This window comes from Bacillus sp. CIS52 (genome assembly GCF_053545315.1).
In genome coordinates, this window is record NZ_JBIUFR010000001.1 from 856,796 (window position 1) to 881,962 (window position 25,167).

At 48.2% G+C, this 25,167-nt stretch carries 23 protein-coding genes and 1 pseudogene; 14 read left to right on the forward strand and 10 right to left on the reverse strand.

The annotated features are described in order from the left end of the window. Window positions 1–30: 30 nt before the first annotated feature. Together addA and addB are read right to left on the reverse strand one after the other, a co-directional pair. Window positions 31–3,735: a helicase-exonuclease AddAB subunit AddA gene (addA, locus tag ACH32G_RS03905; RefSeq protein WP_448814278.1), complete on the reverse strand. Its 3,705-nt coding sequence runs from the start codon at window positions 3,733–3,735 to the stop codon at window positions 31–33. Continuing rightward, a complete protein-coding gene (gene addB, locus ACH32G_RS03910; protein ID WP_448814012.1) occupies window positions 3,722–7,222 on the reverse strand; it encodes a helicase-exonuclease AddAB subunit AddB in 3,501 nt (1,166 codons plus the stop codon). The genes addA and addB overlap by 14 nt, the downstream gene beginning before the upstream one ends. A gap of 141 nt (window positions 7,223–7,363) precedes the next feature. Here addB and ACH32G_RS03915 point away from each other — a divergent pair, with 141 nt between their 5' ends. The 5 genes from ACH32G_RS03915 (at window position 7,364) to ACH32G_RS03935 (ending at window position 12,022) form a co-directional block, all read left to right on the forward strand. Further along, on the forward strand, window positions 7,364–8,077 hold the full coding sequence (locus tag ACH32G_RS03915) for a DUF421 domain-containing protein (protein ID WP_016938292.1): 714 nt from the start codon (window positions 7,364–7,366) through the stop codon (window positions 8,075–8,077). Window positions 8,078–8,145: 68 nt separating this feature from the next. Further along, on the forward strand, window positions 8,146–8,655 hold the full coding sequence (locus ACH32G_RS03920) for a ferritin-like domain-containing protein (RefSeq protein WP_016938293.1): 510 nt from the start codon (window positions 8,146–8,148) through the stop codon (window positions 8,653–8,655). Window positions 8,656–8,863: 208 nt separating this feature from the next. Beyond that, window positions 8,864–9,487: a TetR/AcrR family transcriptional regulator gene (locus ACH32G_RS03925; protein WP_029575330.1), complete on the forward strand. Its 624-nt coding sequence runs from the start codon at window positions 8,864–8,866 to the stop codon at window positions 9,485–9,487. A 15-nt stretch (window positions 9,488–9,502) separates the two neighbouring features. Beyond that, window positions 9,503–10,699 (forward strand): MFS transporter, encoded by a 1,197-nt coding sequence (locus ACH32G_RS03930; protein ID WP_016938295.1) that lies wholly within the window; start codon window positions 9,503–9,505, stop codon window positions 10,697–10,699. A gap of 165 nt (window positions 10,700–10,864) precedes the next feature. Next, window positions 10,865–12,022, forward strand: a complete 1,158-nt coding sequence (locus ACH32G_RS03935; protein ID WP_016938296.1) for an AbrB family transcriptional regulator — start codon at window positions 10,865–10,867, stop codon at window positions 12,020–12,022. A gap of 37 nt (window positions 12,023–12,059) precedes the next feature. On the opposite strand, the gene ACH32G_RS03940 is transcribed toward ACH32G_RS03935, so the two are convergent. The 4 genes from ACH32G_RS03940 to ACH32G_RS03955 form a co-directional block, all read right to left on the reverse strand. Further along, window positions 12,060–12,581: a MarR family transcriptional regulator gene (locus ACH32G_RS03940; protein ID WP_448814013.1), complete on the reverse strand. Its 522-nt coding sequence runs from the start codon at window positions 12,579–12,581 to the stop codon at window positions 12,060–12,062. An 88-nt stretch (window positions 12,582–12,669) separates the two neighbouring features. Further along, a complete protein-coding gene (locus ACH32G_RS03945) occupies window positions 12,670–14,148 on the reverse strand; it encodes a monooxygenase (protein WP_016938298.1) in 1,479 nt (492 codons plus the stop codon). A 145-nt stretch (window positions 14,149–14,293) separates the two neighbouring features. Continuing rightward, window positions 14,294–14,809, reverse strand: coding sequence for a signal peptidase I (gene lepB / locus ACH32G_RS03950; RefSeq protein WP_016938300.1), 516 nt, complete (start codon window positions 14,807–14,809; stop codon window positions 14,294–14,296). Beyond that, window positions 14,806–15,432 (reverse strand): TVP38/TMEM64 family protein, encoded by a 627-nt coding sequence (locus ACH32G_RS03955; RefSeq protein WP_016938301.1) that lies wholly within the window; start codon window positions 15,430–15,432, stop codon window positions 14,806–14,808. Before ACH32G_RS03955 ends, lepB begins: the two co-directional genes overlap by 4 nt. 150 nt (window positions 15,433–15,582) lie before the next feature. On the opposite strand from ACH32G_RS03955, the gene ACH32G_RS03960 reads away from it, so the two are divergent. From ACH32G_RS03960 to ACH32G_RS03975, 4 genes are all read left to right on the forward strand, one after another. Beyond that, window positions 15,583–15,942, forward strand: coding sequence for a hypothetical protein (locus tag ACH32G_RS03960; protein ID WP_016938302.1), 360 nt, complete (start codon window positions 15,583–15,585; stop codon window positions 15,940–15,942). Window positions 15,943–16,062: 120 nt separating this feature from the next. Beyond that, window positions 16,063–16,263, forward strand: coding sequence for a DUF3311 domain-containing protein (locus ACH32G_RS03965; protein WP_003155162.1), 201 nt, complete (start codon window positions 16,063–16,065; stop codon window positions 16,261–16,263). Further along, window positions 16,260–17,729, forward strand: a complete 1,470-nt coding sequence (locus ACH32G_RS03970; protein ID WP_049628227.1) for a sodium:solute symporter family protein — start codon at window positions 16,260–16,262, stop codon at window positions 17,727–17,729. The genes ACH32G_RS03965 and ACH32G_RS03970 overlap by 4 nt, the downstream gene beginning before the upstream one ends. A gap of 39 nt (window positions 17,730–17,768) precedes the next feature. Further along, window positions 17,769–18,086: a YbjQ family protein gene (locus ACH32G_RS03975; RefSeq protein ID WP_016938304.1), complete on the forward strand. Its 318-nt coding sequence runs from the start codon at window positions 17,769–17,771 to the stop codon at window positions 18,084–18,086. Window positions 18,087–18,118: 32 nt separating this feature from the next. Here ACH32G_RS03975 and ACH32G_RS03980 read toward each other — a convergent pair whose 3' ends face one another. Then, complete coding sequence (locus ACH32G_RS03980) at window positions 18,119–18,388, reverse strand: excalibur calcium-binding domain-containing protein (protein WP_016938305.1); 270 nt, start codon at window positions 18,386–18,388, stop codon at window positions 18,119–18,121. Window positions 18,389–18,583: 195 nt separating this feature from the next. On the opposite strand from ACH32G_RS03980, the gene ACH32G_RS03985 reads away from it, so the two are divergent. Then, a complete protein-coding gene (locus ACH32G_RS03985; RefSeq protein ID WP_016938306.1) occupies window positions 18,584–19,294 on the forward strand; it encodes a YrpD family protein in 711 nt (236 codons plus the stop codon). 214 nt (window positions 19,295–19,508) lie between these two features. Here the strand turns inward: ACH32G_RS03985 and ACH32G_RS03990 are convergent, their stop codons facing one another. Both ACH32G_RS03990 and ACH32G_RS03995 read right to left on the reverse strand, forming a co-directional pair. Beyond that, window positions 19,509–19,880: an iron chaperone gene (locus ACH32G_RS03990; RefSeq protein ID WP_047476728.1), complete on the reverse strand. Its 372-nt coding sequence runs from the start codon at window positions 19,878–19,880 to the stop codon at window positions 19,509–19,511. Window positions 19,881–20,025: 145 nt separating this feature from the next. Beyond that, complete coding sequence (locus ACH32G_RS03995) at window positions 20,026–20,604, reverse strand: competence protein ComK (RefSeq protein ID WP_188153879.1); 579 nt, start codon at window positions 20,602–20,604, stop codon at window positions 20,026–20,028. Between the two features lie 316 nt (window positions 20,605–20,920). Here ACH32G_RS03995 and ACH32G_RS04000 point away from each other — a divergent pair, with 316 nt between their 5' ends. Next, on the forward strand, window positions 20,921–21,154 hold the full coding sequence (locus ACH32G_RS04000; protein ID WP_016938310.1) for an IDEAL domain-containing protein: 234 nt from the start codon (window positions 20,921–20,923) through the stop codon (window positions 21,152–21,154). A 29-nt stretch (window positions 21,155–21,183) separates the two neighbouring features. Here ACH32G_RS04000 and ACH32G_RS04005 read toward each other — a convergent pair whose 3' ends face one another. Next, a complete protein-coding gene (locus ACH32G_RS04005) occupies window positions 21,184–22,041 on the reverse strand; it encodes an SDR family oxidoreductase (RefSeq protein ID WP_007610477.1) in 858 nt (285 codons plus the stop codon). A gap of 123 nt (window positions 22,042–22,164) precedes the next feature. Here ACH32G_RS04005 and ACH32G_RS04010 point away from each other — a divergent pair, with 123 nt between their 5' ends. The 3 genes and pseudogenes from ACH32G_RS04010 (at window position 22,165) to ACH32G_RS04020 (ending at window position 25,101) form a co-directional block, all read left to right on the forward strand. After that, complete coding sequence (locus ACH32G_RS04010; protein WP_099745117.1) at window positions 22,165–23,688, forward strand: FAD-dependent oxidoreductase; 1,524 nt, start codon at window positions 22,165–22,167, stop codon at window positions 23,686–23,688. 231 nt (window positions 23,689–23,919) lie between these two features. Continuing rightward, window positions 23,920–24,294: pseudogene (locus ACH32G_RS04015) on the forward strand (protoglobin domain-containing protein); the annotation flags it as partial. 9 nt (window positions 24,295–24,303) lie between these two features. Beyond that, a complete protein-coding gene (locus ACH32G_RS04020) occupies window positions 24,304–25,101 on the forward strand; it encodes a methyl-accepting chemotaxis protein (RefSeq protein WP_411810535.1) in 798 nt (265 codons plus the stop codon). Window positions 25,102–25,167 lie beyond the last annotated feature (66 nt).

A 25,167-nucleotide genomic window follows, 5' to 3' on the forward strand; every position in this document is an offset into this window, starting at 1 on the left:
ATCCGCTCCAAAAAGGAGCTTCGGATCTTATTACAGTGTAAGAACGTGACCTCCATCGAAGAAATAGAGCGCACGCCCTTTCACTTTCGTTTTTGTAATTTGTTCAATCGCTTTTGTATACAATTCGATTTGTGTTTCATACCTTTTTTGCAGGATCGGGGCCGCGCCTTCAAATCCGTTCCGGAATTTCCCCTCTATCCGATCCGTTTTATAGTCCAGCAAATAGAGTCCGTCCGCCGTTTCGTAGAGGCAGTCAATAATCCCCTGCACGAGCAGCGGTTCACCGGCCGTTTTTGCTTCCTTGTACACTTCGCCGGCCGGAAGCGCCATACTGAACGGCACCTCCCGATCAATCCGCCGCGCCCCGAGAAGGTCTTTCCCGATTTCAGTTTCGAAAAACTGTATAATGTCGTCGATATCAATAGCGTCCCGCTGCTCTTCTGTCAGCAGCTCTTTTTCGTGAAGCGTCCGAACCGTCCGCTCCGCTTCTTCGGCAGTCGGAACGTGCGTCAGCGGTATGTGCTGCATCACCGTATGCATCGCCGTCCCTTTTTCCGCGGCCGTCAGCCCCTTTTTCATCATAAAACTGGGACGCTTGTATAAAAGAGTGTCCCCTGACGGTTTGATGAGGGAGCGGCCGCTGTATTCATCCTCGTATTCTTGCTTTCTCTTCAGCTCAGAAACTGACTGCTTCGTTCTGATAGCCGTCAGCTCTCGGTACGGGTATTCCCATTGAAGGAGACGGCGCGCCTGATCATCAAATGAAAACGAATCAGGAATCGGCTCGCCCTGCTGAATCGCCTTGAGACGTTTGTTCTTTTCTTCAGCACGTTCTTTTGGGTTATCTTCCAGCAGTTCACTTTGCTGCAGCATCCGGATGTGAAAACGGGACGGGTCGTGCGCGATATCCTCCGGAGCCGAAAGACCCGGCGGCCTGTGCGCCTCCATGTCACGGTGGCGGATAAGCGCCGGCCCGATAAAGTCCAAATAAGATGCCGCCTGATAGCGGTCGAATTCAGAGAGAAGCCAATCGGCCCTGTCCGCTTGCGCCTGCCATTTGGCCAGCTGTTTTTCCCGGTTTTTGCAGGAACCGATGAGAAACAGCTTTTCCTTCGCTCTTGTCAGCGCCACATATAACACGCGCAATTCTTCTGATAAGAGCTCTCTGCGCATTTTTTTCTTCATCGCCACAAGCGGGAGAGTCGGATAGCTGATTCTGAGTTCCGGATGAATATACTTTGTTCCGAAACCGAGCTCTTTATCAAGCAGGTATGATTTGTTGAGATCCATCATATTAAAACTTCTGCCGAGTCCGGCGGTGAAAACGACGGGGAATTCAAGTCCTTTGCTGCTGTGGATCGTCATCAGCCGAACGACATCCTCCTGCTCGCTGAGCGCCCGCGCCGTCCCCAGATCATCGCCGCGCTCCTGCATCCGTTCAATGAACCGCAAAAAGCGGAATAACCCGCGGAACGCCGTCGCTTCGTACGAGCGCGCCCGGTCATAGAAGACGCGCAGATTGGCCTGGCGCTGCTTTCCGCCAGGCATGCCGCCTGCATAATCAAAATATCCGGTATCGCGGTATACTTCCCAAATCAGCTCAGCTACCGAATGATTCGTCGAGAATGACCGCCACTTTTGCAGATTGTCATAAAATGTTCTCAGCTTTTGATACAGCTCGTCATGTCTGTCACCGTTCGCTATATATGCTTTCAGCGCTTCATAAAACGGCGCTTTTTTCTTTTCCAGGCGTATCAGCGCAAGTTCATTTTCGTCACAGCCGACAATGGGCGAGCGCAGTACGGAAGCAAGCGGAATATCCTGATACGGGTTGTCAATCACCTTTAAGACCGAAAGCGCCGCAGCCACCTCCACGGCTTCAAAATAACCTGACGTCAAATTGGCGTACACCGGAATGCCCTGGTTTTTCAGTTCTTCCATCAATTGCGGCGCCCATGGCATGGAACGCAGCAAAATCACGATATCCCGGTACTGGATATTCCGGTGTGTTTTGGTTTTGCCGTCATAGACCTTAAACGGAGATGAGACAAGCTTCCGGATCTCCCCGGCTATCGCTTTTGCTTCCCAATGCACGGTTTCAAAATCTTCGGCATCCTCGGAGCTGTCTGCATCATCAGCACTGTCAATCAGCAGCAGTTCCGTTTCCGCCGCGTCATTCGGCGGATACGACGCACCGAGCTTCAATGCCGCCTGTTCATCGTAGTCCACTTCGCCGATTTTGCCGCCCATCAGCTGCTTAAACAAGAAATTCGTACTGTCCAAAATATCGGAGCGGCTGCGGAAGTTTCGGTTCAGGTCAATTTTCTGTCCCGCGCCTTCCCCGCTTTCTGTAAACCTTTTATATTTCCCGAGAAACAGCAGCGGCTCGGCAAGTCTGAAACGGTAGATCGATTGTTTGACGTCGCCTACCATAAACAGATTTCCCGCCTCTTCATTCCCGCTTTTCACAAGTTGCAGAATAGATTCCTGCACAAGATTGGTATCTTGATATTCATCAACCAGAACCTCATGGAACTGCTCTTGATAATAAACTGCCGCTTCACTCGGCACCCGCCGGCCGTCTTCATCAGCCGCAGTTAAAATCGCCAGACAGTAATGTTCCAAATCTGAGAAATCAATGATTGATTTTTCTTGTTTCGCCGCTTCAAATCGTTTTCCGTACGAAATCACGAGCTGAACGAGCGTTTCAATGACAGGCTTCATGTCTGTTAAACTCTTTAAATGATCTTGCGGGCTTCTTGTAAAGTAATCGGTCTTTAATTTTTCGATCAGTTTTTTCGCGCCGTTTCGCAAATCGGTCGCTTCATCCAAAAGCGCCTTGTCAAATTCATCACCTTTTACCGCCTTAGCCCGCTTAAATGTGACCGCGGGAACCCGTTCATACAGCGCCTCAAAGTCATGCCGGCAGCTGATCAGCTCTTCTATCTGCTGAAGATCATCCAGAAAATTATCAGCGCGCGGCGCCGGCCCGCCGGGCGCTTTTGTCAGTTCAAGCGCCTTTTCAAGCTTTTGCTTTGCCCCGAAGAGCGCCATTTCAGCATCTTCTCTCACATACTCGTAAAACGGCAGCTCTTCCATTTTGCTTTCTTCCGTCACATCATATAGGCGGACAAAGCTTTTCAGCCACGCTTCAGGATCAGGATGAGACCGTGAATACTCGTACACCCGCTTGACGAGATCTTGAAGATCCAAATCATGCCTGTCCGTCGTATATCTGTCCACAAGCTCAAAAAACGCCTGACTCCCTTTTGCGTATTCATCCTCAAACAGCTCATCAAGGACTTCGTCTCCGAGCAATTCGCCTTCCGTCTGATCAGCCATCCGAAAGCCCGGGTCAAGATCAATCATATAATAATATTTTTTAAGCACCTGCAGACAGAAAGAGTGCAGCGTCGAAATGCTCGCCCGATTTAATAGAGAGAGCTGCCGTCTGATATGGAGAGATCCCGGATTTTTGGCGAGCTCTTTTTCTAATGCTTCAGCGATCCGATGCTTCATTTCCGCTGCTGAGGCGTTTGTAAAGGTCACCACAAGGAGCCTGTCAACATCAACCGGATCTTCCTCCGCGGTTATCTTTCTGATCATCCGTTCCACGAGCACGGCGGTTTTACCTGATCCGGCTGCGGCAGCGACCAGAATATCGCGGCCGGAAGAAACGATGGCGCTCCATTGGTCATCCGTCCATATGCTGTCTTTCGGTTTAGGAATTTGCATCATCATCCGCCTCCTTTTTCAGCCAATCCAGTATGGTGCCGTCTTTTTCCGCTTTCAGGCTGCGGTATTCATTTTCCTTAAGAGACTCATCAAACTGGCACACCGATTTAAACGCACAGTACGTACAAGGCGTCTTATCTTTCAGCTTATACGGGGTAATGGACACAAGCCCGTCCGTTATCGCTTCGCCCGCCTGTTCAAATGTCCGCCGCACATGGTCTGTCAGGAGATGAAAATCCTGTTCGCTGACTGCGGCTGAATCGGATCTTAAAGAACCGTCCTTTTTCAAACCGGCATTAATGATATTTGAACGTCCTTCCTCCAAAGTCGTGTCCATCAGGCTGATTGCCTCCCGGTCACCGAGGAGAAGGCCTTTCATTTTAAATTTCTTGAAAATTTCCTGCTCGATTTCATCAAGCCCCATCGGCAGACTGGCCTGAATCATCGGATCATGGATATGGAAATACAAAACGCCTGCGGGTGTCGCTTTCATGCCGAGCCAATCCGCTGAATGTGTAATCGATAAGTCAAGGTACGTGAGCATTTGCAGAGCGAGCCCGTAATATACCTCAGCCAGATCAAGCCCCTTGTCGCTTGATTTGTAATCCACGATTCTAAGCAGCAGGCCTTTTGAACTTTCCGCTTTATCCACGCGGTCGATCCGGCCGACGAGTTCCATCGTACAGCCGTTTTTCAGCGTGAAAGTGAGCGGAGGCAGCGGACCGTTTCCCCCGAAGCCGAGTTCAAGGCCGATCGGGACGAAACCGCTCGCCTTCGCATGCTCGCTTAATATGCCTGAGACACGCGTGACGATCTTCTGCAGTTTTTCCTTCACATAAAAGTGTCTGTTTGAACTGAGCAGAATTTCTTTTTGCAGCCTTGGCGCAAGCCGTTCCACCGCTTCATAGGAGAAATTCCGGCACTGATCTTTCGTCAGATCGCGCCATTCCAGCTTCTGCTCACGAAGCCGGTCTGAAATCAGCTTGAGGCTGGAGTGAAACAGCTGTCCGATATCCGGCGCTTCCAGCTTGAAAAACTGCCGCTCTTTTAATTGAAGCCCGTGAGAGGCAAAATGAGAAAACTGGCAGGCATTAAACGCCTCCATCCGGGAGACGCTTCCTTTAATGTGCTCGCCGTAAAGCTGGCGCGAAACAGGACGTTCAAGACGCTTCGCCTCATTGCGGAAAAACAGGCTTGAAAACAGCTTTTTCGCGCGCCGGTGATCAGGCTCTTTCATCAGCACATTGTATGCGCTCCACCATACATCACTGATTTCATACTCTCTTGTCCACAGCCTGAGCTGGCTTGCCGTATACGTCTGCGCCACCTGTTTATTGACGAGATACTGAAGCTGCTCTTCTTCGCTTACCTGCTCGGGATCAGCAGCCGACAGTTTTTCCTGATGGTCGGGAAACAGCTCGCCAAGCCTGTTTACAACAATTGACGGCAGGAGCGTTTTTCCTTCCGCATCGGCAATCGGGTATGACACATACAGACGGTCAGACGGACTTGACAGCGCCATATAGATGAGAAAATGCTCATCAAGCAGGCGCTCACGCCCCGCGGAAGACAGCTCCACTCCGACCGCTCTCAGCCACTCCCGGTCATCATCGGACAGCACGCCGTTTTCATCCGGGCGCGCCGGAAGAACGCCGTCATTGGCCCCGATGACAAACGTGCAGGACGTGCCGTACGTTCTTGACAGGTCCATATTCCCTACAAACACTTGGTCAAGCGCAGGGGGAATTAAAGAAAAATGAAGTGATTCCGTTCCCGTTTCAAGCATTTGCTGGAACAGCGCCAAAGACATTTCATCTTCACCCATCATGCCGGCAAACTCCTCGAGAAGCTGGATAACGGCATCCCATGCCTGGCTGTGCTGCTGCGCTTCAATCATGTTTCCGGCCTCTTCGGCCTGCTGCCTTTTCCGGTCCAGCTTCAGGGGAACATCGGTGTCTTCCAAAAAGAGATAAAGAGCTTCCGCCATGCTTTGAACCGTTTTCGCTTTTTTCATCCGGTTTTGAAGCCGGACGAGGGGCGCGGCCATCCATTCTCTCGTCTCATTCAGCATTTGCTCCATCTCTATTTCCTGATCCGTCTGCGCGAAATCCTCATCGAGCGATACGAAGCGCCTGTATACAAACCGCTCGCCGTTCGTCCAGCGCTCCCCTTTAATTCCGTAGGCGATACAATAGTTTTCAAGCTGATCGACCTGCTCTCTTATTTTCTGCACCGGCTGATCAAGCGGGAATAACAGTTCGGTTTTCGCACAGCGGAACACCGCTTCATATCTCCAGTTCCCCTTCACGACATCCAAACTTGAACGGATGAATTCTATAAGCGGGTGATGCTGCATAGAAGCTTTTCCGTCAATAAAATAAGGAAGCCCGTAATCTGCAAACACTTCCTTCAGCAAATCTTTATAATCTTCCGGCTGGCGGATGAGAATCGCCATATCTCTGTACCGGTATCCTCCGTCCCGGACAAGTGATTGAATTTCCCGGGCAATACCCTCAAGCTCGGCTCTTCTGTTTTGTGCCTGTATGACGGTAAACGCTTCCTGCCTGCCGGTATACGCCGCGGCGGGACGCACATCGTACTGCGATTCTAAACAGGCAAGCTCCGGCACATGCTGATGCCGTTTCGTGCCATGCAGTTCCTTGCAGGAAATATCGGCATTCAATTCTTTTGCTGTCTGATAAAGCTTATAGTATGTGCTTCCCGTCATTCTGAACAGATCGAGCTCATCCGGTGCCTGTTCTCCCGAAGGGCTGTCCGCCGTCAGCGAGAATGTGACATGTTCAGCATGCATGATCAGCTGCTCCAGCACCCTTAATTCCTGCGGTGTAAATTGATAGAAGCCGTCGACGTAAACTCTGGCGCCTTTTACAACATCCGCTAATGGAAGCTGCTGGGCGAGCAGCGTCAAATAATCCTCTGAATGCAGATAGTGGCCGGCGAGGCTTCTTTCCATCTGCTGATATAAAATGCCTAAGTCATGAAGTTTTTCAGACAGCATCCGCTCCCCGCGATATTCTGACGCCGTTCCGCTTTCCGCCATGCGGCGGACGTCTTCAGGCTCAATACAGTAACGCTTAAACTCTGTCAGCATCCGTTCCACCTGCTCAGTGAACCCGGTTTTGTCACTCGCTTTTTGATACACTTTAAAATCGTGCTTATGCTCTTCAATCAGCTTCCTCAACAGCATCTGCACACCCGTCGTCGTCACAAACGGACGGTTCATGCCTCCGGTATGCTGAAGCACGCGCCACGCCAAACGCGAAAAACTGAACACTTGAGCGCGTATCATGCCGCCGATATCCGGCGTTTTAGCAAGCTCATATTCCATTAAAAACGTCATTTGATCCGGGACTAGAAAAATGATCGGTTTCCCGAACGGCTCCCGGCGCAGTTCATCTTGAATGCTGTCGATAATCAGCCTCGTTTTCCCACTCCCCGATCTGCCTACTAAAAACTCAACACCCAAATTAGAAGACCCCTCTCTTTTTATCTTTCTACATTTTATCGAAAGTTGACGAAAATGACCAATCTCATCTGCTGGTAAAAACGGGATGACTGTTTTAAAACATATCGTTTTTGACCAAATTAAAGACAAAAAGGATTAAATATGATGTCAGAATATCTCGAAGTGATTGTGCGAACGATTCTGTCGTTCAGCATTTTGTTTATCGGCGCCCGGATACTCGGAAAACAAACCATATCACAGATGACGCTTTTTGATTTCATTGCGGCCATCTCGCTCGGCGCCATCACAGCCAATCTGTCGTTTAATACAAAACTGCCGATTCATTTTACTGTCAGTGCTTACACGATTTTCGTGGTCATCATTTATCTTGTCGCATATCTTTCTATGAAAAACAGAACTGCCAGGGGTTTCTTTGCGGGCAAACCGACCATCATCATTCAAAACGGAAAAATACTTGAGCATAATATGAAAACGATGCGTTATACCCTCGACTATCTGAACCAGCAGCTTCGTGTAAATGATGTATTTGACATTTCTCAGGTTCAGACGGCCATCATTGAAACCAACGGCAGCATGTCAGTGGAGGTCAAACCGGAATTCGCGCCCGTTACAAGACAGGATCTCGGCATTTTTGCAGGACACGAAAAGAACTTTGCCGTTGAGCTCATTATGGACGGCCAGCTGGTGACGAAGAATTTCGAAGAAAACCACGTATCGGAAAAATGGCTCAGAGAAGAATTGGACAAGAGAAACCTTACACCCGAAGAGGTCGTATACGCGGTGCGCGGAAGCAACGGCCGGCTGTTTGTCGATACATATAATGACCATATCACATCGCCGCTTGATCAAGAATAAGCATGACATCCGCACATGTCACGGGCTATCGCCGTATAATACCCTATAAATATCCGGGGGTGAGTCCAATGCACGAGAATTTTTTTCATTATACAGCCGTCTGCGGCGACGACTCTGTTCTTATAAAAGATCTGATAAAATCCATTAACGGCGAATACAGCGCTGTGATCTGCTACTCGATATTAGCCGAAAAAGCGCCGACCGCAGAAATCAGAAGACGAATCGAACATATCAGAGAGGAAGAAATGCGCCACCTGCACGCCTTCTCTTCACTGTATACTTCAATTACCGGAAACCAGTTGACGCCGAAACAGACGGAACATTGTCCGCACACATACAGAGAAGGACTGAGGGCGGCGTTTTATGATGAGCAGAAAACGAATGATTTTTATTTGCAGGCATCCGATAGAGCAGTACACCCGGAAGCGAAGCGGTTATTTGCCCGAACAGCATTTGACGAGCAGCGTCATGCCGTCTGGTTTTTATACGATATGACCCACTCTCCTTCCCACCATACAGGGGGAACGGTATCAAACGCACCGAACACGAGCTACACCCAGGCAAATACCGGGAAATAACGCTCCCCCGCCGGGAGCATTCAGGCCGCAGACAAACCCCATTCTTTCAATAGAAGAGAATGGGGTTTATTTTTCGAGCTGCGTGATCCTCTCTAAAAACGGACAACTTCTTCATTGTATAATCAGCAAAAACACTTTATAATAAAATAAACCAACCGGTCGGTTTTTAAGGAACCGAACCTCACTTGGCGGAAAGGATTTGTGTGATGTGACAAGTACAAAAGGCGGCGCCGGAAAGAGCGAAAAGACGAAGAAAAAGCTCGTATCCGCTTCGCGTGACTTATTTGCAAAAAAAGGTTATTCAGAAACCTCTATTCGGGATATCTTAGAGGCGGCCGAGATCAGCAAAGGCAATCTTTATCATCATTTTAAAGGAAAAGAGTTTCTGTTTCTTCATATCATGGAAGAGGATCACCGCATGATGATTGAGACGTGGAGGGAAATGGAAGCTGACTTGAAAGACGCTGCCGAAAAGCTGACGGGCTTTGCAGAGCTGCTCAGCCGGATGAGCATCAATTACCCGCTGATGAGAGCAAGCGAAGAGTTTTATGCGAGCGCGTTTACGTCAGAGGAGGTCGTAAAACGTCTCAATAAAATTGATATTGAATATGACGATGTGATGAGAGATATCTTAACAGAGGGAAATCAAGACGGCAGCTGGTCCATTCATCATGTCGAATCAAAAGTGAAAATCCTGCTGTCTGTCTTTTACGGTTTGGATGTGTTATATAAAAACGATTCCATTCAGCAAAGAAGAGAATTACAAAAAGAAGCCATCTCTGTGTTTATTCACGGAGTCATCAATGCCGATCAACAGAATCAGGACAGCTGACAAAGGAGAAACAACATGCAAAAACCGATTAGAGAACAAAAAGCTGTACTCATCATCTTATTAAGCAACATATTTATTGCGTTTTTAGGGATTGGGTTAATTATTCCAGTTATGCCGCTGTTTATGAATGTGATGCACTTGACAGGCAGCACAATGGGATACCTTGTCGCTGCCTTTGCCGTCGCGCAATTAATCGCATCCCCCATTGCGGGAAGATGGGTTGACCGCTTCGGCAGAAAAATCATGATTCTCGCCGGGCTGTTTCTGTTCGCATTATCCGAGCTGACCTTCGGGTTGGGTACACATGTCTGCGTTTTGTACTTTGCAAGGGTGCTGGGGGGCGTCAGCGCCGCTTTTATCATGCCCGCTGTTACAGCGTATGTCGCAGATATTACGACAGTGCAGGAAAGATCTAAGGCGATGGGCTATGTATCTGCCGCCATCAGCACAGGGTTTATCATCGGGCCCGGCATAGGAGGATTTATTGCCGATCACGGTGTCCGTATGCCGTTTTTCTTTGCGGCGGGAATTGCATTTATCGCAGTGATTTCCTCTGTCTTTATGCTGAAAGAACCATTAACTAAAGAGGAACGCGCCCAGCAGATGGAAAGCGTCAAAGAGTCAACCTTCTTAAAAGATTTGAAAAAGTCGATTCACCCAAGCTATCTGATCGCCTTTATTATCGTCTTTGTGCTGGCATTCGGGCTGTCCGCCTACGAAACGGTGTTCAGTTTATTTACAAACCATAAATTCGGCTTTACGCCGAAGGATATCGCCGTTATTATTACGTTCAGCTCCATTGTTGCGGTCATCATCCAAGTGCTCGCATTCGGCAAGCTTGTCAACTTCCTCGGGGAGAAAAAAGTCATTCAGCTTTGTCTGGTCATCGGGGCTGTGCTGGCTTTCGTTTCTACGGTGATGTCAGGATTTTTGCCCGTGCTTGCTGTCACCTGTATCATATTCCTTGCGTTTGATTTACTGCGCCCGGCACTGACTACTTTCCTATCGAAAATCGCAGGAAATCAGCAGGGATTTGTCGCCGGAATGAATTCAACATACACGAGTTTAGGAACCATTTTCGGCCCGGCTCTGGGCGGTATTTTATTTGATATGAATATTCACTTCCCGTTTCTGTTCGCAGGCGTGGTCTTATGTCTCGGTCTGGGACTGACCCTTGTGTGGAAAGGAAAGGCCGGCGAGGTTTCGGAGTAGGGTGCACTCCCCCTTCTCCGGAGCTTTTTTTGTTTATGATAAGAAAAATGAATGGATTATGAGAAATAATTCATCATTTATTTATCTCAAAATCTATACTATAGTAATAGTAAGGTTAACGAGCTTAACAATTTAATATGAATGTTTCAGGAAGAAGGGTTTTCATTGAAGAAAGACAAACATCTCCTTACGGATATCTGGTTTATTCTCATCAGTGCGGCAGGGGGGTTTCTTCTTTCGCTTACAGGAATGTCGATCGCCTGGATGCTCGGAACGCTTGCCGCCGGCTGCATCCTCTCCATGACGAGGCCCCGCTGGCTGTTCATGGCGGCTGACAGAAGAGGGATTAACCGCAGATGGCTTGCGGCGGGACAAATGATTCTCGGCATCGAGCTCGGCCAAAAACTGAACCTGTCCGTTCTTTCAGTTTTACGGGATCATTGGCTTCCGGTAGGCTTCATGCTGATTTTCTCTATCGCGATGGCGCTTGTTTCCGGATATGTGCTCTTTCGGTTCAGCCGGACGGACATGATGACAAGCTTTGTAGGCACAGCGCCGGGCGGTTTATCCGCCATGCCCGGTATCGCTCAGGAAGTCGGCGCAAACACCGCGATTGTAAGTCTCATTCAGCTGACACGCGTCCTTCTGGTTGTCATGACAATACCGTTTCTCGTCATTTTCTTATTTACCAAACAAAACGGTACGGCTCAGACATCAGCCGGAGCCGTTTCAGCAGGAGCTTCACATCCGGGCCTTATTCCCGTCTTGTTAACGGCCGGATTTATTTTGGCTGCCTGGCTTGCAAGTAAGGCCGCAAAACGGCTGAAATTTCCTGCCCCTTGGCTGCTCGGCAGCATGATCGGCGTTGCTGCCGCGGAAATCGGCGTGTCCGCCTTAGCGGGAAAAGACATGCTGGCCTGGTGGCCGCCGGAAGCGAACCAGCTGTCACAAATTTTTCTCGGCGCCACAATCGGTTCAAAAATGTACAAAAGCATGTTCACCGGCGTGTCCAGAGTGCTTACGATCGGATTTATTTCCTCCGTCGGATTAATCGCCGCAATGATCCTGAGTGCGGTTGCCGTTTCTAAATTAACGGGCATCTCCATGATTACATCCGTTCTCGCCTTCTCTCCCGGCGGAATCGCTGAGATGGCGGCGACTTCGATCACCCTGCATGAGGACTCGACTTTCGTCGTCGCGGTTCAGGTCATCAGGATCGTTCTCGTCATCGCCATGCTTCCGCCCTTCTATCGCCTGCTGCACCACCTTTCTCAGCTGAAAAAGGCGCACGGCGATAGAGGCCGGGCAGAAAGAGGAACATGAGCCGGATAAAAAAACACGCATAAGGATGCGTGTTTTTTTATTTCAACAGCTGTCCGATGCCATTTACAGAGCGCCAGTTTGCTGAAAGATCACGGAACAGCCGTTCAGCAAATAACAGTTCTTCATCTGTATAGCGGTCCAAAAATGCCAAGAACCGCTTTTTTATCATTTCGTGGTATTCGTGATGAAGGGAATGCAGCTCTTTTCCGGCAGGAGTCAGCCGGAAATAGACTTCTTTTTTATTGTCGCTCAGCCGGGTTCTGCGCAGAAATCCGGCTTCCAAAAACTTCGCGCAGCTTCTCGACACGGTCGGTTTTGTCGTCTTCATTTTTTCTGCTATTGATGTGACATTGATCGGTTCATGATCTCCGATACAAGATAAAATGTGTATTTCCGTCAAGGTCAGCTGAAGTTTTTTGCCGTTTTCTTCTCGGAGTTCGTCCATCCGTCCGGCTAATGACGCCCTGATGTCCTCCTGACACCTCTCCTGCTCGTGGAAAATGTCTGTCAGCCCCTCAAGAATCATGTGTTTTGCATGGTCTGGCTGTCTTCTGTCCAACTGCTGAGTCACCCTTCCATATGGATTGTTTCCTTTACTATAACGTTTTGTTACGGAAGAAACAATCATACAGGCGCAAAAAAGCGTATCAGATAAGTCCCCATCTCTCCAAACCGGCCAGTACGGTTTCTTCCGCTTCACGTCCCGAGCCGCCGGCCGCCCAAGCCGCGTGGCCGTCTGGCCGGATCAAAACAGAATGGACGTCATCCCAGCCGATACGTGTTTCAAAAAGCGCCGCCCTGACAGTCGCCACGCTGTCCGTATCAATACCGGCGGGAATGCTTCCTCTTAATGCCAGCAGCACAAAGCCGCCCTTGTGAAGAAAATCATACAGCCGGGCCGGCCGGCCGTCATGAAGAATCAGCTCTATATCGGGCAGCCGTTTTCCGTTCAGGAAATGCGGCGCAAGCTCCGGGTCCGGTTCATAATGCAGATCAAGCGCGGATACTTTTCCCGCCAATAAACGGTTGGCCTCCTGAAAATCGAGCAAAGCGGTCATCGTTTCTCTTAATGCCATCCCCGACTCGGTAAAATCCATGAGCTTGATCTGGGTTTTTATATTGTGCAACACTTCTTTTCCCGCGCTGTGCCTTTCCTGATGATAGCTGTCCAGAAGATGAGGCGCCGCTTTCCCCTTCATTTGCGCCCCCAGCTTCCAGCCGAGGTTGAAGGCATCCTGAAGCCCCGTGTTCAGCCCTTGGCCGCCTGCGGGAAAATGAATGTGCGCCGCATCACCGGCCACAAAAACCCGGCCTGAGCGGTATTGTTCAGCCTGACGCTCGGCATTGCCGAACCTTGACGTCCACACCGGATCACTCAATCCGAAATCAGTGCCGCATATCTGCCGCAGGTCTTCTTTCAGCTCTTTTTCTGTGACCGGCTCTTCTTTCCGCTTTTGCGGAGCGTGCGGAGAAACGATCAGGACGCGGAAAAGCCCGTCCGTAAGAGGGACAATGACAACCGATCCCGCCAGACCGCACGTTGAAAAAAAGGCAGATTCAGGCGGAGTTTTCAAAACGGCATCACAGAGGGTTCCTATTAAGTCGGCATCAGTGCCCGAAAAAGCGATGCCCGCCTGTTTACGGACAATGCTCCCCGCTCCGTCCGTACCCGCGGCATATAAGCTGCGCAGGGTGCGGATACCGCTTTCATCCCGGAACACCGTCTCCACTCCGTCATCCGTCTGCGTAACAGACACCGCTTCCGCTCCGCGGATAATATCCGCGCCTAAACTTGATGCATATTCTTCCAAGAGCCGCTCCGTATCAGCCTGAGGCAGCATTAACGAATAATTCTGCTTAGAATCCAGCCGGGAAAAATCCAGCCGTGTATCCAGCATCGAAAAATGGCCGGATGACACCTTCGTCCCTTTATCCAAAAAGCGTTCCAATATGCCTCTCATTGCAAAAAGCTCCAGTGTGCGCGGATGCATAATAAGCGCCTTGGAATAGGGCACCGTCTTCTTCAATCGTTCAATGACAGTCGTTTTCACTCCGGCAAGCGCAAGCTCTGATGCGAGCATGAGCCCGACCGGACCTCCCCCGATAATGGCAGCCTGTGTTTCCATCTCATCAGCCTTCTTTCATATTTATTGTTACGCACGCAACAAAATCATCAAAAATAAAACGCTTGATTTTTGTTTCACGCGTAACAATCTCCATTATAATCTTCCCTCTGCCTTTTGACAATCATTTCCGAAAAAAAGACGCCGTTCACTTGGCGTCTGATTCACTGATGACCCCGACGATGTCTTTATCCTTAATCGGTCCGAAATGGCGGCTGTCGAGGCTGTATATGCGATTGTCGCCAATAACGAAATATTGTCCCTTCGGTATGCTTTTGCGCCCGGTCGTTTCCTTCAATGTATAATCACCGGTCACATGGCTGCCTGCGGACAATGATGACTTTAACGGTTTTAAAAACGGTTCTGAAACCCGTTTTCCATTCACATACAGCTGGTCTTCCCTGTAAGCGATCGACTCGCCCGGGAGCCCGATGACACGTTTGATCAGCACTTTGCGGTGCGGGCCTTTAAACAGAACAATATCGAAACGGCGGATCGTTTTGTAACGATGGGAAAACTTGTTGACTATCAGCTCATTTCCTTGTTTAAAGGTCGGATTCATGCTGATTCCTTCGACTTTATAATCAATAAAAATGGCATTTTTTAATTGTATGGCCAAAACAACGATAAGCACGCCGGCTATAAACCAAAATCGTTTTTTCAAGATTCCTGTCTCCCTCCGTCTTTCTCATGCTGACTGATCCTCGTCTGTAAACGCCGTTCGATATGCTTTCCTGCATACCACAGCACCGCGATCACCGTTAAGGCGCCCGCCATCCTGAAAGGCTGTGTAAAAAGCGCGTGAAGGTCATACCCGATAAAGCTGATCATAAAGATCATGACCATTTTCCCCATAGCGGCGGCTGATACAAACTGCAGCGCCCCCACCCGTGACAGGCCGGCAACGATATGAACCGCAGCGGACGGCGTAAAGGGGAAGCAAAGTAAAATAAACAGCGGACCGAAACCGTGCCGCTCAACCCAAAGCATCATCCGCCTTATGGTCTGATGCCTGCGGATGAAACCGAAAGCTCTTTTCTGTCCGAAACGGCGGACGGCATAAAACATAAGCAGTGATCCTGCCGCAGATCCGAGCCACGACAGAAAAAAACCTTCCCATAGTCCAAATGCATTCGTATTCGCCACCACAAATACAACAAGCGGCAAAAACGGAAGAAACGCTTCAATAAAAGGCAGTAAAACTGCAGCCGCCGGGCCGAAAGCTCTATAGCTTTGGAACCATTCCGTCAGCTGTTCCTCAGTGAAATATGATAAAAATTGCTCCAACGTTTATACTCCTTAACGAGTTTGTCTATCCTTATTCTACACATTATCTCCAAAAAACGAAAATGTTTACGAGATTTTCCGACTTGAAATATCGTGTAAGCGAGTATAAAATAAGAACAAATGTTCTCTTTTAAGAAAGAAGGAGTATTTATGCCTGACATCCGGAGCGGCACCCGCGACCTCATCGAAAAAGGGCTGTTTCTGCCCATGGCAGCCGCCATTCTGAATCGGGATCTCGAAGCGCTTGATTCGTGCCCGTTCAAATTAAAACAACCCTATAAACAGCTTATCAGCTGCTCTTTAAAATTAGCACAAAAGGATTTGAGTGATGTTCGAAAAGAGTTAAGAAAGCGTAAAATCAAAATATACGAAGCCCAAAGAGACGAAGCATTTACACTTTATATATGCACCATTAACGGCTATGAAGAAAAACACCGTTATTTCAACCCGAGAATACGGGAACAGGTAACCGCCTTATTGGAATATTACCTGTCTCTTGCAGCCATTTAAAAAGCAGCCGGGACTGCTTTTCCTTTCAATCAATAAAATTCAGACTATTCACACTATACATTCGACATGATTTTCTTTATAATTCGGGACACGCTGTTTTCAATGAAAAGGAGGAATGTTATGAAACTGATTCATGTTCTCGCTGCCCTGCCCTTTTTCGGAATTCTCGCCGGCATTCCATTCGCCAACCGGGTGACGCCTTATGTTTTCGGAATGCCTTTCATTCTCGCATATGTCGTCATCTGGGCGGTGCTGACTTCTGTTCTGATGGCTGCGGTTTACAAATTGGACAAAGAAAACAAGGCGGGTGAGACGGAATGAACGCCGCATTTCCCGTAATGGCCGCCGTGCTCCTGTTTTGTGTATATCTCGGAATCCGCGCCCGAAAAGGAAAAAAGATGGACCTTGAACAATGGACGGTGGGCGGACGCGGCTTCGGCACGATGTTTGTCTTCTTATTAATGGCGGGAGAAATTTACACGACCTTCACATTCCTCGGCGGAAGCGGATGGGCTTACGGAAAAGGGGGTCCCGCCTTTTACATTATCGCTTACGGCTGTCTTGCCTACATTTTGTCATATTGGCTTCTGCCTGCCGTGTGGACATACGCCAAACAGCACAAACTGATGTCGCAATCTGATTTTTTTACTTCAAAATACAACAGCCCGCTCCTCGGCATTCTCGTATCGCTCGTCGGCATCGCATCTCTCATCCCCTATCTCGTCCTGCAGCTGAAAGGGCTCGGATTAATTGTTTCAGCAACGTCGTACGGCCAGATTCCGCCATCAGCCGCAGTCTGGATCGGCGCTGTCTCCATCACGATTTATGTGATGATTTCAGGAATCCACGGTTCAGCGTGGATATCAGTCGTCAAAGATATCATGATTTTAGGCATCGTCCTGTATTTAGGCATTTATCTTCCCATTCATTACTACGGCGGTTTTGCGGAGATGTTCAAACAAATCGACGCCGCAAAACCCGGATTTCTTACACTTTCTGAAACCGGACAGAGCCCTTCATGGTTCAGCTCAACCGTCCTGCTGACCGCTCTCGGCTTTTATATGTGGCCCCATACCTTTGCCGCTTCCTATTCGGCGGAGCATCCGCGGGTGTTTCGGAAAAACGCGATCATCATGCCTCTTTATCAGCTTGTCCTGCTGTTTGTCATCTTTACCGGATTTGCGGCGATTCTGCAGGTGCCCGGTTTAAAAGGGGCGGACACGGATCTCGCCTTATTAAAGCTGTCAGTGAAAACCTTTGATCCTTGGTTTGTCGGACTGATCGGATCGGCTGGCATTCTGACGGCGCTTGTCCCCGGTTCAATGATACTCATGGCCTCAAGCACGCTGTTCGCCAAAAATGTGTACAAAGCAATCCGGCCCGGCACGACTGACAAAAAAGTTTCGCGGCTCGCTAAATATGCCGTACCCGTTATCGCGCTGATTTCCGTATATTTTACGCTGAAAGGCGGAAATACCATCGTCACCTTGCTTTTAATGGGCTACAGCCTTGTCACCCAGCTTTTCCCCGCGCTTTTATTCAGCCTGCCGAAGCGGCGTTTTATCACAAGCCACGGCGCTTTTGCCGGCATAGCGGCCGGGGTCGGGACGGTCGCCTTCATCACGCTGACCGAATCAACCATCGGAACCCTCTTTCCGTTTCTTCCGCAAATCGTGAAAGACATGAATACAGGCATCATCGCGCTGATTTTAAACACCGCCGTCATGTTTGCAGTCAGTGCCGCAGTCAGAAAAAAACAAATCAGCGCAGCCGAAAAGGCGGCTTAATGGTAAAATAGCGGTAAGACACATGAAGGGGGAAAGCCCATGATCATGACAACAACTGAAACCGTCGCCGGAAAACAGATTACGGAAGTAAAAGGCCTGGTGACAAGCAGTATCGTCCAGTCCCGTCACATCGGAAAAGACTTGCTTGCAGGCTTAAAATCTGTCGTCGGCGGCGAATTAAAAAGCTATACCGAAATGCTGGAAGACTCCAAAAAAGCGGTGAAAGAACGGCTGATCAGAGAAGCGGAGCAGCTCGGAGCGAACGCCATCGTCGGCCTGCGGTTCGAACTGACCGCCGGACAGAACACGTCCGAATTAATCGGATACGGAACCGCCGTCACCATCGAATCAATGTAAAAAAACAAGCCTCTTTAAAGAGGCTTGTTTTTTTATTTCTCACATGCGATATAGTCTTTATCACGATCAAGTCTTTTATTTGCATCGTAAAGCGCTTTTGAGACATACGGCTTGTACTTTGTTCTGCCGCCTTTGTTTTTCACTTTTGACGTCCGGGCCACGCCGCCCTTATACACCTTATTCAGCGCCTTGCAGTTTTGATACGTTTTCACCTTTGTTTTCGCTTCTGCCGTCTGCCCCGCCCCGTATGAACATCCGAACACCAGACCGAAAGACAAAAGCACAGCTGCCGTCTTTTTCATACTCTATCTATCCCCTCTCCTGAGTGATGCGGTATTGCTGAACATAGCATAGTTCAAATAATCTCCATTTACAAGATAAACAGGAAAAAAGTTTCAATTTACATTTGTTTGGATCTCTTTTATGGAATTTCTTCCAAAATCTTTTATAATATGAATTGATAGCGCTATCTGACTATGATGATAGGAGGAGAAATGATGGTGAAAAAAGGGCTTCTTGCGGGTGTGCTCACTTCAGCCGTTCTATTCGGCGTATGTACTGCGGATATTCCCGGGGTCATCAGCCCCAATACGGCGGAAGCGGCGTCCCAGCTCAGCAAAGGAATCGGCGGAAGGGCCTACCTGAACAGTACGGGCTCTGTTCTCGTCACGAAAATTCAGCTTCCGAGCTCGATTCAGGTGTCAAATGGGACAGCCTATATTTACTCAGGATTTACCGGAGGCACGGAGGCCGATATCGGGCTTCAGTACAGTGAAACGTATCATGTATGGAAACCGATCATGAAAGTCGGCTCAAAAGGGCAAAGCCAGGTCCGGTATCTGGAAGGAGAAAGCCAATTCACCTATACGAAAGGCTTCCGGCCCGGCAGCACCGTACAGCTGACCATTTACAAAAATCTGAACGGCAATACCCGCGCCACATATTGGGGCACGAATAATGACGGGTACACCGGCCGCATCATTTCAGAACTCGCCCAAACAAATGTAGGTTCAGTCTCAAAATGGAAAGCGCTCGCCACTGTTGCGGTCACATCAGAGGATCAGCGCCCTTACATCAAATCAAACTTCTCAACAGCTTTTACAAACATCACGATCGACAATAAAGCAGTCACACCTGTGGTGGATACACAGGACTTTGCCAAAGTGACGGTGTCAGGCAGCAGCGTCAGCATGTCTGTCGTCAAATAAAGAATTCCGAACGCACGATTCCTGCCATCGTGCGTTTCGTTATGTCAATCCCGCACTTACCGCGAAGATTTCGCCTGAAGGAAAAGCCGTTTTCGCCGAACCCGGGTATTCAGGCGATGAACGCATGATGATCCTCCGCCGGAAACGCAAACCCCTTAGGATTACTTTTCATAAAAAAGCTCCTGATCAGGTTTGTGCTTTAATATTTTTTCGTTCATTTCCGCCAAAACGCTGAACAGTCTGCCTTCTCCTGAATATTAAATTGAATCATGCTTTCAAGCAGATCATAATGCACCGGTTCAGTCCATTGAATTCTGAACAAACGGGAAGTGGCGCTGTAGCCGGCGCGGGCGATGTCATCGGCAAAGTGCGCAATCCCCGCTTCTTCGGGGGAAACACTTAGATGATGCTTCGCTGCTGCAAAGCCGATAATAAAGGTGCCGTGATCAGTAAACATCGGCGTATTCCACTTGATCTGCGGTTGTAAATTCGGGAATCGGTCAGCCGTCCAAGACAGGATTTCCTCTAGTTTGAGCCGGTGATCCGGATTGTCGATTCCTGATACATATTTTGCAAATACATCCATGCCCATCTCTCCTAAAATATAATGTCATAACTCTTTCCACCATCATAGCCAACAGACGGAGACGATACAACTCTGCCCGGGCATGTAAATCAAAAAAGCCCTCTCCAAAAAGGAAAGGGCCCGTCCCTTCACATCACAGCTTTCTCTAATATCTCTCCCCCAGCTCCCGCAAAATAAAGTCGTAAATCATTTTAGTCCGCTCTTCTTTCGGGTACAGCATGAATTCCTGCCGCTTCGGGATATGGCTGCCCATCCTGTCCTGAAAAGTGGTTCTGAGATAGGCGGTTCTGTAAACTTGATTCTCAAAAGAATGATAAGATACTTCCAGTTCCATCGTTTTGCCGTTTGAGAATGTGACCGCTGTATCACCGAATGCGGTCGGTTGAAAATCTTTAACATGCACATGAGATATCCAGCCGCATTGAGGCCTTGAAGAAGAAAGTGTAGGGAATAAAAAGATGTGATTTGAAGGGTCCACCATAATCGGCGGCTTGTGAGAAATTTTAATCGCTTCATACGTTCCCGCTTTTCTCCCGGCATAGCTGGAGCCAAAGTAGCGGCAGCTTCTGTCAATGATGTGAATCGGCTTCATGCTGACATATAGAATGCAATCTTTTTCAATGATCTTCGACCCCATTTTACCGTCTATTTCCTCAGGCAAAACAGCGATGGTTGAACGATTTACTTCGTAGCTTTCTAAGGGTGCGTGTGTTTTCTGGCACATAATGTGCAGCCTCCAATCCTTTTCTTGAAAATTTATACTAATAATCTATCATCTGTCATTGGAAAACGACAGGTTTTTTTTGAATATAGCTAAAAATCACCTTTTAAAGATATAATTTAGTCTTAATTTACTACTTAAATATTATTTTTTAATTTCGTTTTCACAACATTTATACAATGTTATTTTTCAATTTTTCGTCAGTTTGCAGGATATGTCGATATATTTCCAAGTATTAGTTGTCTAAAGATTATAAAAATTAATTGATTTTTCCGGCTGTTATCCATATACTATAAAAAAGGCATTGGGGGGATTCTTTATGAAAGAGAAAAAATCGTACACTGAGCTCATGAAGTCCCGCAACACGCAAAAAGCAAATGAATTCGATGTGACAATGGCCGATATTTACATTCAAATGGTGCTCGACGAATCCTTATATAAACGCCGGCTCCACACGCTGACAAAACAGATTGATAAAGCGCTTGATGATAAAAATAAAGAAGCGTTCCTTACGCTTTCTAAAGAATATGCTGCACTCAAACTGAGTGAATAAGCCAATCCAAATGGATTGGCTTTTTTATATTATCCGTTTACGATGGTGCCGCCGTTCACATGAATTGTCTGTCCCGTGACATAGGAAGAATCATCGCTTGCTAAGTACAAATAGCTCGGTGCCACCTCAACAGGCTCTCCCGGGCGCTGCATTGGCACGTCTGAGCCGAAGACTTCCACTTCCTTCGCCGAGAAGCTCGCCGGAATGAGCGGCGTCCAGATCGGCCCCGGCGCCACTGCGTTCACCCTGATGCCCTGAGTGACAAGAGACTGGGAAAGAGATCTTGTAAACGTGACGATCGCCCCTTTTGTCGCTGAATAGTCAATCAATGTTTTGTGGCCTTTGTAGGCGGTAATGGAGGCCGTATTAATGATTGAACTTCCTTTTTTCAAATGAGGAAGCGCGGCTTTCGTTAAGTAAAACATTGAAAAAATATTCGTCTGAAACGTTCTGATGAGCTGATGGCTCGTGATTTTCTCAATCCCCGGCTGCACGTGCTGCTCACCCGCATTGTTGACTAAGATGTCAATGGAAGGAAAGGCTTGGCCCGCCTGACGGATGACATCGTTGCAAAAGGCTTCGTCGCCGACATCACCTGCGATCAGCAGACACTTTGCCCCCTCTTTTTCTACATATTGCTTCGTCTCTTCGGCATCCTGATGCTCATCAAAGTAAACGATGACCACATTTGCGCCTTCCTTCGCGAACAAAACGGATACGGCGCGTCCGATTCCGCTGTCTCCGCCCGTGATAATCGCAGTTTTTCCTTCAAGTTTTTTCGCCGCTTTCGGTTTGTCAAACACAGGGCGAGGGTCCATTACATATTCAAAGCCCGGCTGCCGGTTTTGATGCTGCGGCGGCAAGGTTTTCTTCTTCTGATTCGCCATTTTGATCACTCCTTTACATTAATTACTATATTATGAGTAATTTAAGCATCTTATACGACTTTCATGTATGAATATAGACTTATTGGAAAAATTAAGAATATACAATAGAGGAGGTAATTTGAAATGACTGCTTTTTCAAACGAGGAATCTGCTTCCTATTGGAAAGCAACAGCTGACATTCCTTCCTTTCCCGCCCTGACTGAAGATACGGAATGCGACGTTGCGGTTATCGGCGGAGGAATTACGGGCCTGACAACGGCATACGAACTGACGAAAAGAGGCTTCCGTGTCGCTGTCATTGAAGCAGACCGGATTTTAAACGGGACGACCGCGGGCACGACCGCAAAAATCACCGCCCAGCATGATTTCATCTATGCCGATCTTATTCAGCAGATCGGACTGACCAGCGCAAGGCTGTATTTCGAAGCCCATCTTCGCGCTATGGAAGATATGAAGCAGATCATCAAGGACCTTTCGATTGACTGCAGGCTGATTGAACAAGACGCGTATATTTACACGAATACGGAATCCGGCGTCAAAAAAATCCGCAGCGAGCAGGAAGCCTACACCAAGCTCGGCATTGAACATGAGCTTGTGAAAGAACTTCCCGTCCCCGTTAATTGCAGGCTCGGCCTTGCCATGAAGAATCAGGCGCAATTTCATCCGCTTTTATATGGCGCGGCGCTTGTGAAAGAGATGGTCAAAAATGGGGCGCGGATTTTTGAACAGACGGCGGCAATTGACATTAAAAAAGAACCGCAGCCTGAGGTGGTCACGAAAAACAGACACGGCATCAAGTGCCGCTACATTGTCTGCTCCTCCCACTTTCCTTTTTATGACGGCGGAGGGCTTTATGCCGCCAGAATGTATGCCAGCAGATCCTACGTACTCGCGGTAAAACCGAAGCAAGCGTATCCTGACGGTATGTTTCTCAGCATAGACAAGCCGTCCAGATCACTGCGCTATACAGAGCTGAACGGTGAAAAACTGGTGCTCGTCGGCGGCGAAAGCCACAAAACAGGCCAAGGAAAAGAAATGTCCGAGCATTACGAAGCGCTGAAACAATTTGCAGAAGACACAATCGGAGTCGAAAGCATCCCATATCATTGGTCTGCACAAGACCTTGTCACCATTGACAAAATCCCGTTCATCGGTCCGATCTCAGGCGATGAAGAATATATTTTGGCGGCGACCGGTTTTAAAAAATGGGGCATGACAAGCTCAGCCCTTGCGGCGAAGCTTTTGGCCGATCATATCCAAAACAAAAAGAACCCGTTCTCCGGCCTGTTTATCCCGTCACGTTTCCACGCAGATCCGGGGCTGAAAAAATTGATTTCCTATAATGCCAACGTAGCCAAACACCTTATCTCGGGCAAACTTGAAAGGCCGGACGCTTCACCTGAGTCCCTTCAGCCCGGAGAGGGAAAAATCGTAACGGTAAACGGCAAACGGGCCGGCGCCTATAAAGATGAAAAAGGCTGCCTGCATCTTGTCGACACGACATGCACCCATTTAGGCTGTGAGGTTGAATGGAATGACGGCGAACGGACGTGGGACTGCCCTTGTCATGGCTCCCGGTTCACACCTGACGGCGGGGTTGCCGAAGGTCCCGCCATCAAGCCGCTGAAGCGCATCACGCAAGATTAACTGAACCATTCTGTATGAATGGTTTTATTTTTTTGCATTAAAATATTTTTACCAGATTCCTTCATTCAAGTTCCTTCCAAACCGATAAAAAGAAAAAGAGAATATCTGGGGGAACTAATATTGTTATTTAAAAAAGACAGCAAAAAAGAAACAGCTTATTTTTCAGAAGCCGATGGCAAAAAACGCATCGAGCTTTCAAATCAATATGCAGATGTCAAAAAGCAGCTGAAAATGGTCAGGCTTGGAAACGAAGAGCTTCATGTGCTTGAAGAGCTGCAGCCGTTAATCAAAGAACATATTTCCACCATCGTCGATTCCTTTTATCGAAACCTGGATCACGAAAAATCATTAATGACGATCATTAACGACCACAGCACGGTCGAGCGCCTGAAAAAAACATTACGCCGTCACATCCACGAAATGTTCGCCGGCACGATAGATGATGAGTTCATTGAGAAAAGACAGCGCATCGCTTCCATTCATTTGCGGATCGGCCTTGAACCGAAATGGTATATGGGGGCGTTTCAGGATCTGCTTCTGTCGATGATGAACATATATGAAGCTTCCATCCCGGATTTGCATGAGCTTTTAAAAGCGATCAAAGCGACGACGAAAATACTGAATCTCGAACAGCAGCTCGTCCTTGAAGCGTTCCAGACCGAATATAACTGCCAGCGGGACGAGCAAGAGGAAAAGAAAGCCCGTCTTCATCAAAAAATTCAGGAAACATCCGGATCACTCGCTGATCTGTTTTCAGAAACGAGCAGAGCCGTGCAGGAGCTGGTCGATAAATCAGAGGACATTTCCGAGGCGTCAAAAGCCGGCACCGTCACTTCCGTACATGTAGAAGAAAAGTCAATCGGCGGAAAAAAAGAACTTGAAAGCCAGCAGAAGCAATTGAATAAAATCGACGCCAGCCTTCTGCATATTGAAGAAGAAATGGATAAGCTGAATGACATTGCCCAGCAAATCGAAAAAATCTTCGGCATCGTGACGGGGATCGCCGAGCAAACGAATCTCCTGTCATTAAACGCTTCAATAGAATCTGCGAGAGCCGGGGAGCACGGCAAAGGCTTCGCCGTTGTCGCAACGGAAGTAAGAAAGCTTTCAGAGGATACGAAAAAAACCGTTTCCACCGTATCAGAGCTTGTGAACAATACCAATACACAAATCAACATCGTGTCCAAACATATTAAAGATGTAAACGGACTTGTAGGTGAAACGAAAGAAAAAATGACGCAGATCAACCGTCTGTTTGATGACATCGTCCAAAGCATGAAAACGAGCAAAGATCAGACAGGCAAAATCGACGTTGATTTACAGGCTTTTCTCGGCGGCCTTCAAGAAGTCAGCCGCGCCGTTTCCCACGTTGCATCATCCGTTGATTCACTTGTTATCCTCACAGAAGAATAAAGACAAACCGGCCGGCCTTTTTTATAAAGGGCCGGTCTTTTTAATGTAAACTAAAAATATAATGAT

Excerpts from the sequence above, each read along its gene's own strand:
- addA (WP_448814278.1), bottom strand. The coding sequence starts at position 3,735 with ATGCAAATTCCTAAACCGAAAGACAGCATATGGACGGATGACCAATGG.
- ACH32G_RS03915 (WP_016938292.1), top strand. The coding sequence starts at position 7,364 with ATGATGTCAGAATATCTCGAAGTGATTGTGCGAACGATTCTGTCGTTC.
- ACH32G_RS03920 (WP_016938293.1), top strand. The coding sequence starts at position 8,146 with ATGCACGAGAATTTTTTTCATTATACAGCCGTCTGCGGCGACGACTCT.
- ACH32G_RS03930 (WP_016938295.1), top strand. The coding sequence starts at position 9,503 with ATGCAAAAACCGATTAGAGAACAAAAAGCTGTACTCATCATCTTATTA.
- ACH32G_RS03945 (WP_016938298.1), bottom strand. The coding sequence starts at position 14,148 with ATGGAAACACAGGCTGCCATTATCGGGGGAGGTCCGGTCGGGCTCATG.
- ACH32G_RS03960 (WP_016938302.1), top strand. The coding sequence starts at position 15,583 with ATGCCTGACATCCGGAGCGGCACCCGCGACCTCATCGAAAAAGGGCTG.
- ACH32G_RS03965 (WP_003155162.1), top strand. The coding sequence starts at position 16,063 with ATGAAACTGATTCATGTTCTCGCTGCCCTGCCCTTTTTCGGAATTCTC.
- ACH32G_RS03970 (WP_049628227.1), top strand. The coding sequence starts at position 16,260 with ATGAACGCCGCATTTCCCGTAATGGCCGCCGTGCTCCTGTTTTGTGTA.
- ACH32G_RS03975 (WP_016938304.1), top strand. The coding sequence starts at position 17,769 with ATGATCATGACAACAACTGAAACCGTCGCCGGAAAACAGATTACGGAA.
- ACH32G_RS03980 (WP_016938305.1), bottom strand. The coding sequence starts at position 18,388 with ATGAAAAAGACGGCAGCTGTGCTTTTGTCTTTCGGTCTGGTGTTCGGA.
- ACH32G_RS03985 (WP_016938306.1), top strand. The coding sequence starts at position 18,584 with ATGGTGAAAAAAGGGCTTCTTGCGGGTGTGCTCACTTCAGCCGTTCTA.
- ACH32G_RS03990 (WP_047476728.1), bottom strand. The coding sequence starts at position 19,880 with ATGGATGTATTTGCAAAATATGTATCAGGAATCGACAATCCGGATCAC.
- ACH32G_RS03995 (WP_188153879.1), bottom strand. The coding sequence starts at position 20,604 with ATGTGCCAGAAAACACACGCACCCTTAGAAAGCTACGAAGTAAATCGT.
- ACH32G_RS04000 (WP_016938310.1), top strand. The coding sequence starts at position 20,921 with ATGAAAGAGAAAAAATCGTACACTGAGCTCATGAAGTCCCGCAACACG.
- ACH32G_RS04005 (WP_007610477.1), bottom strand. The coding sequence starts at position 22,041 with ATGGCGAATCAGAAGAAGAAAACCTTGCCGCCGCAGCATCAAAACCGG.
- ACH32G_RS04010 (WP_099745117.1), top strand. The coding sequence starts at position 22,165 with ATGACTGCTTTTTCAAACGAGGAATCTGCTTCCTATTGGAAAGCAACA.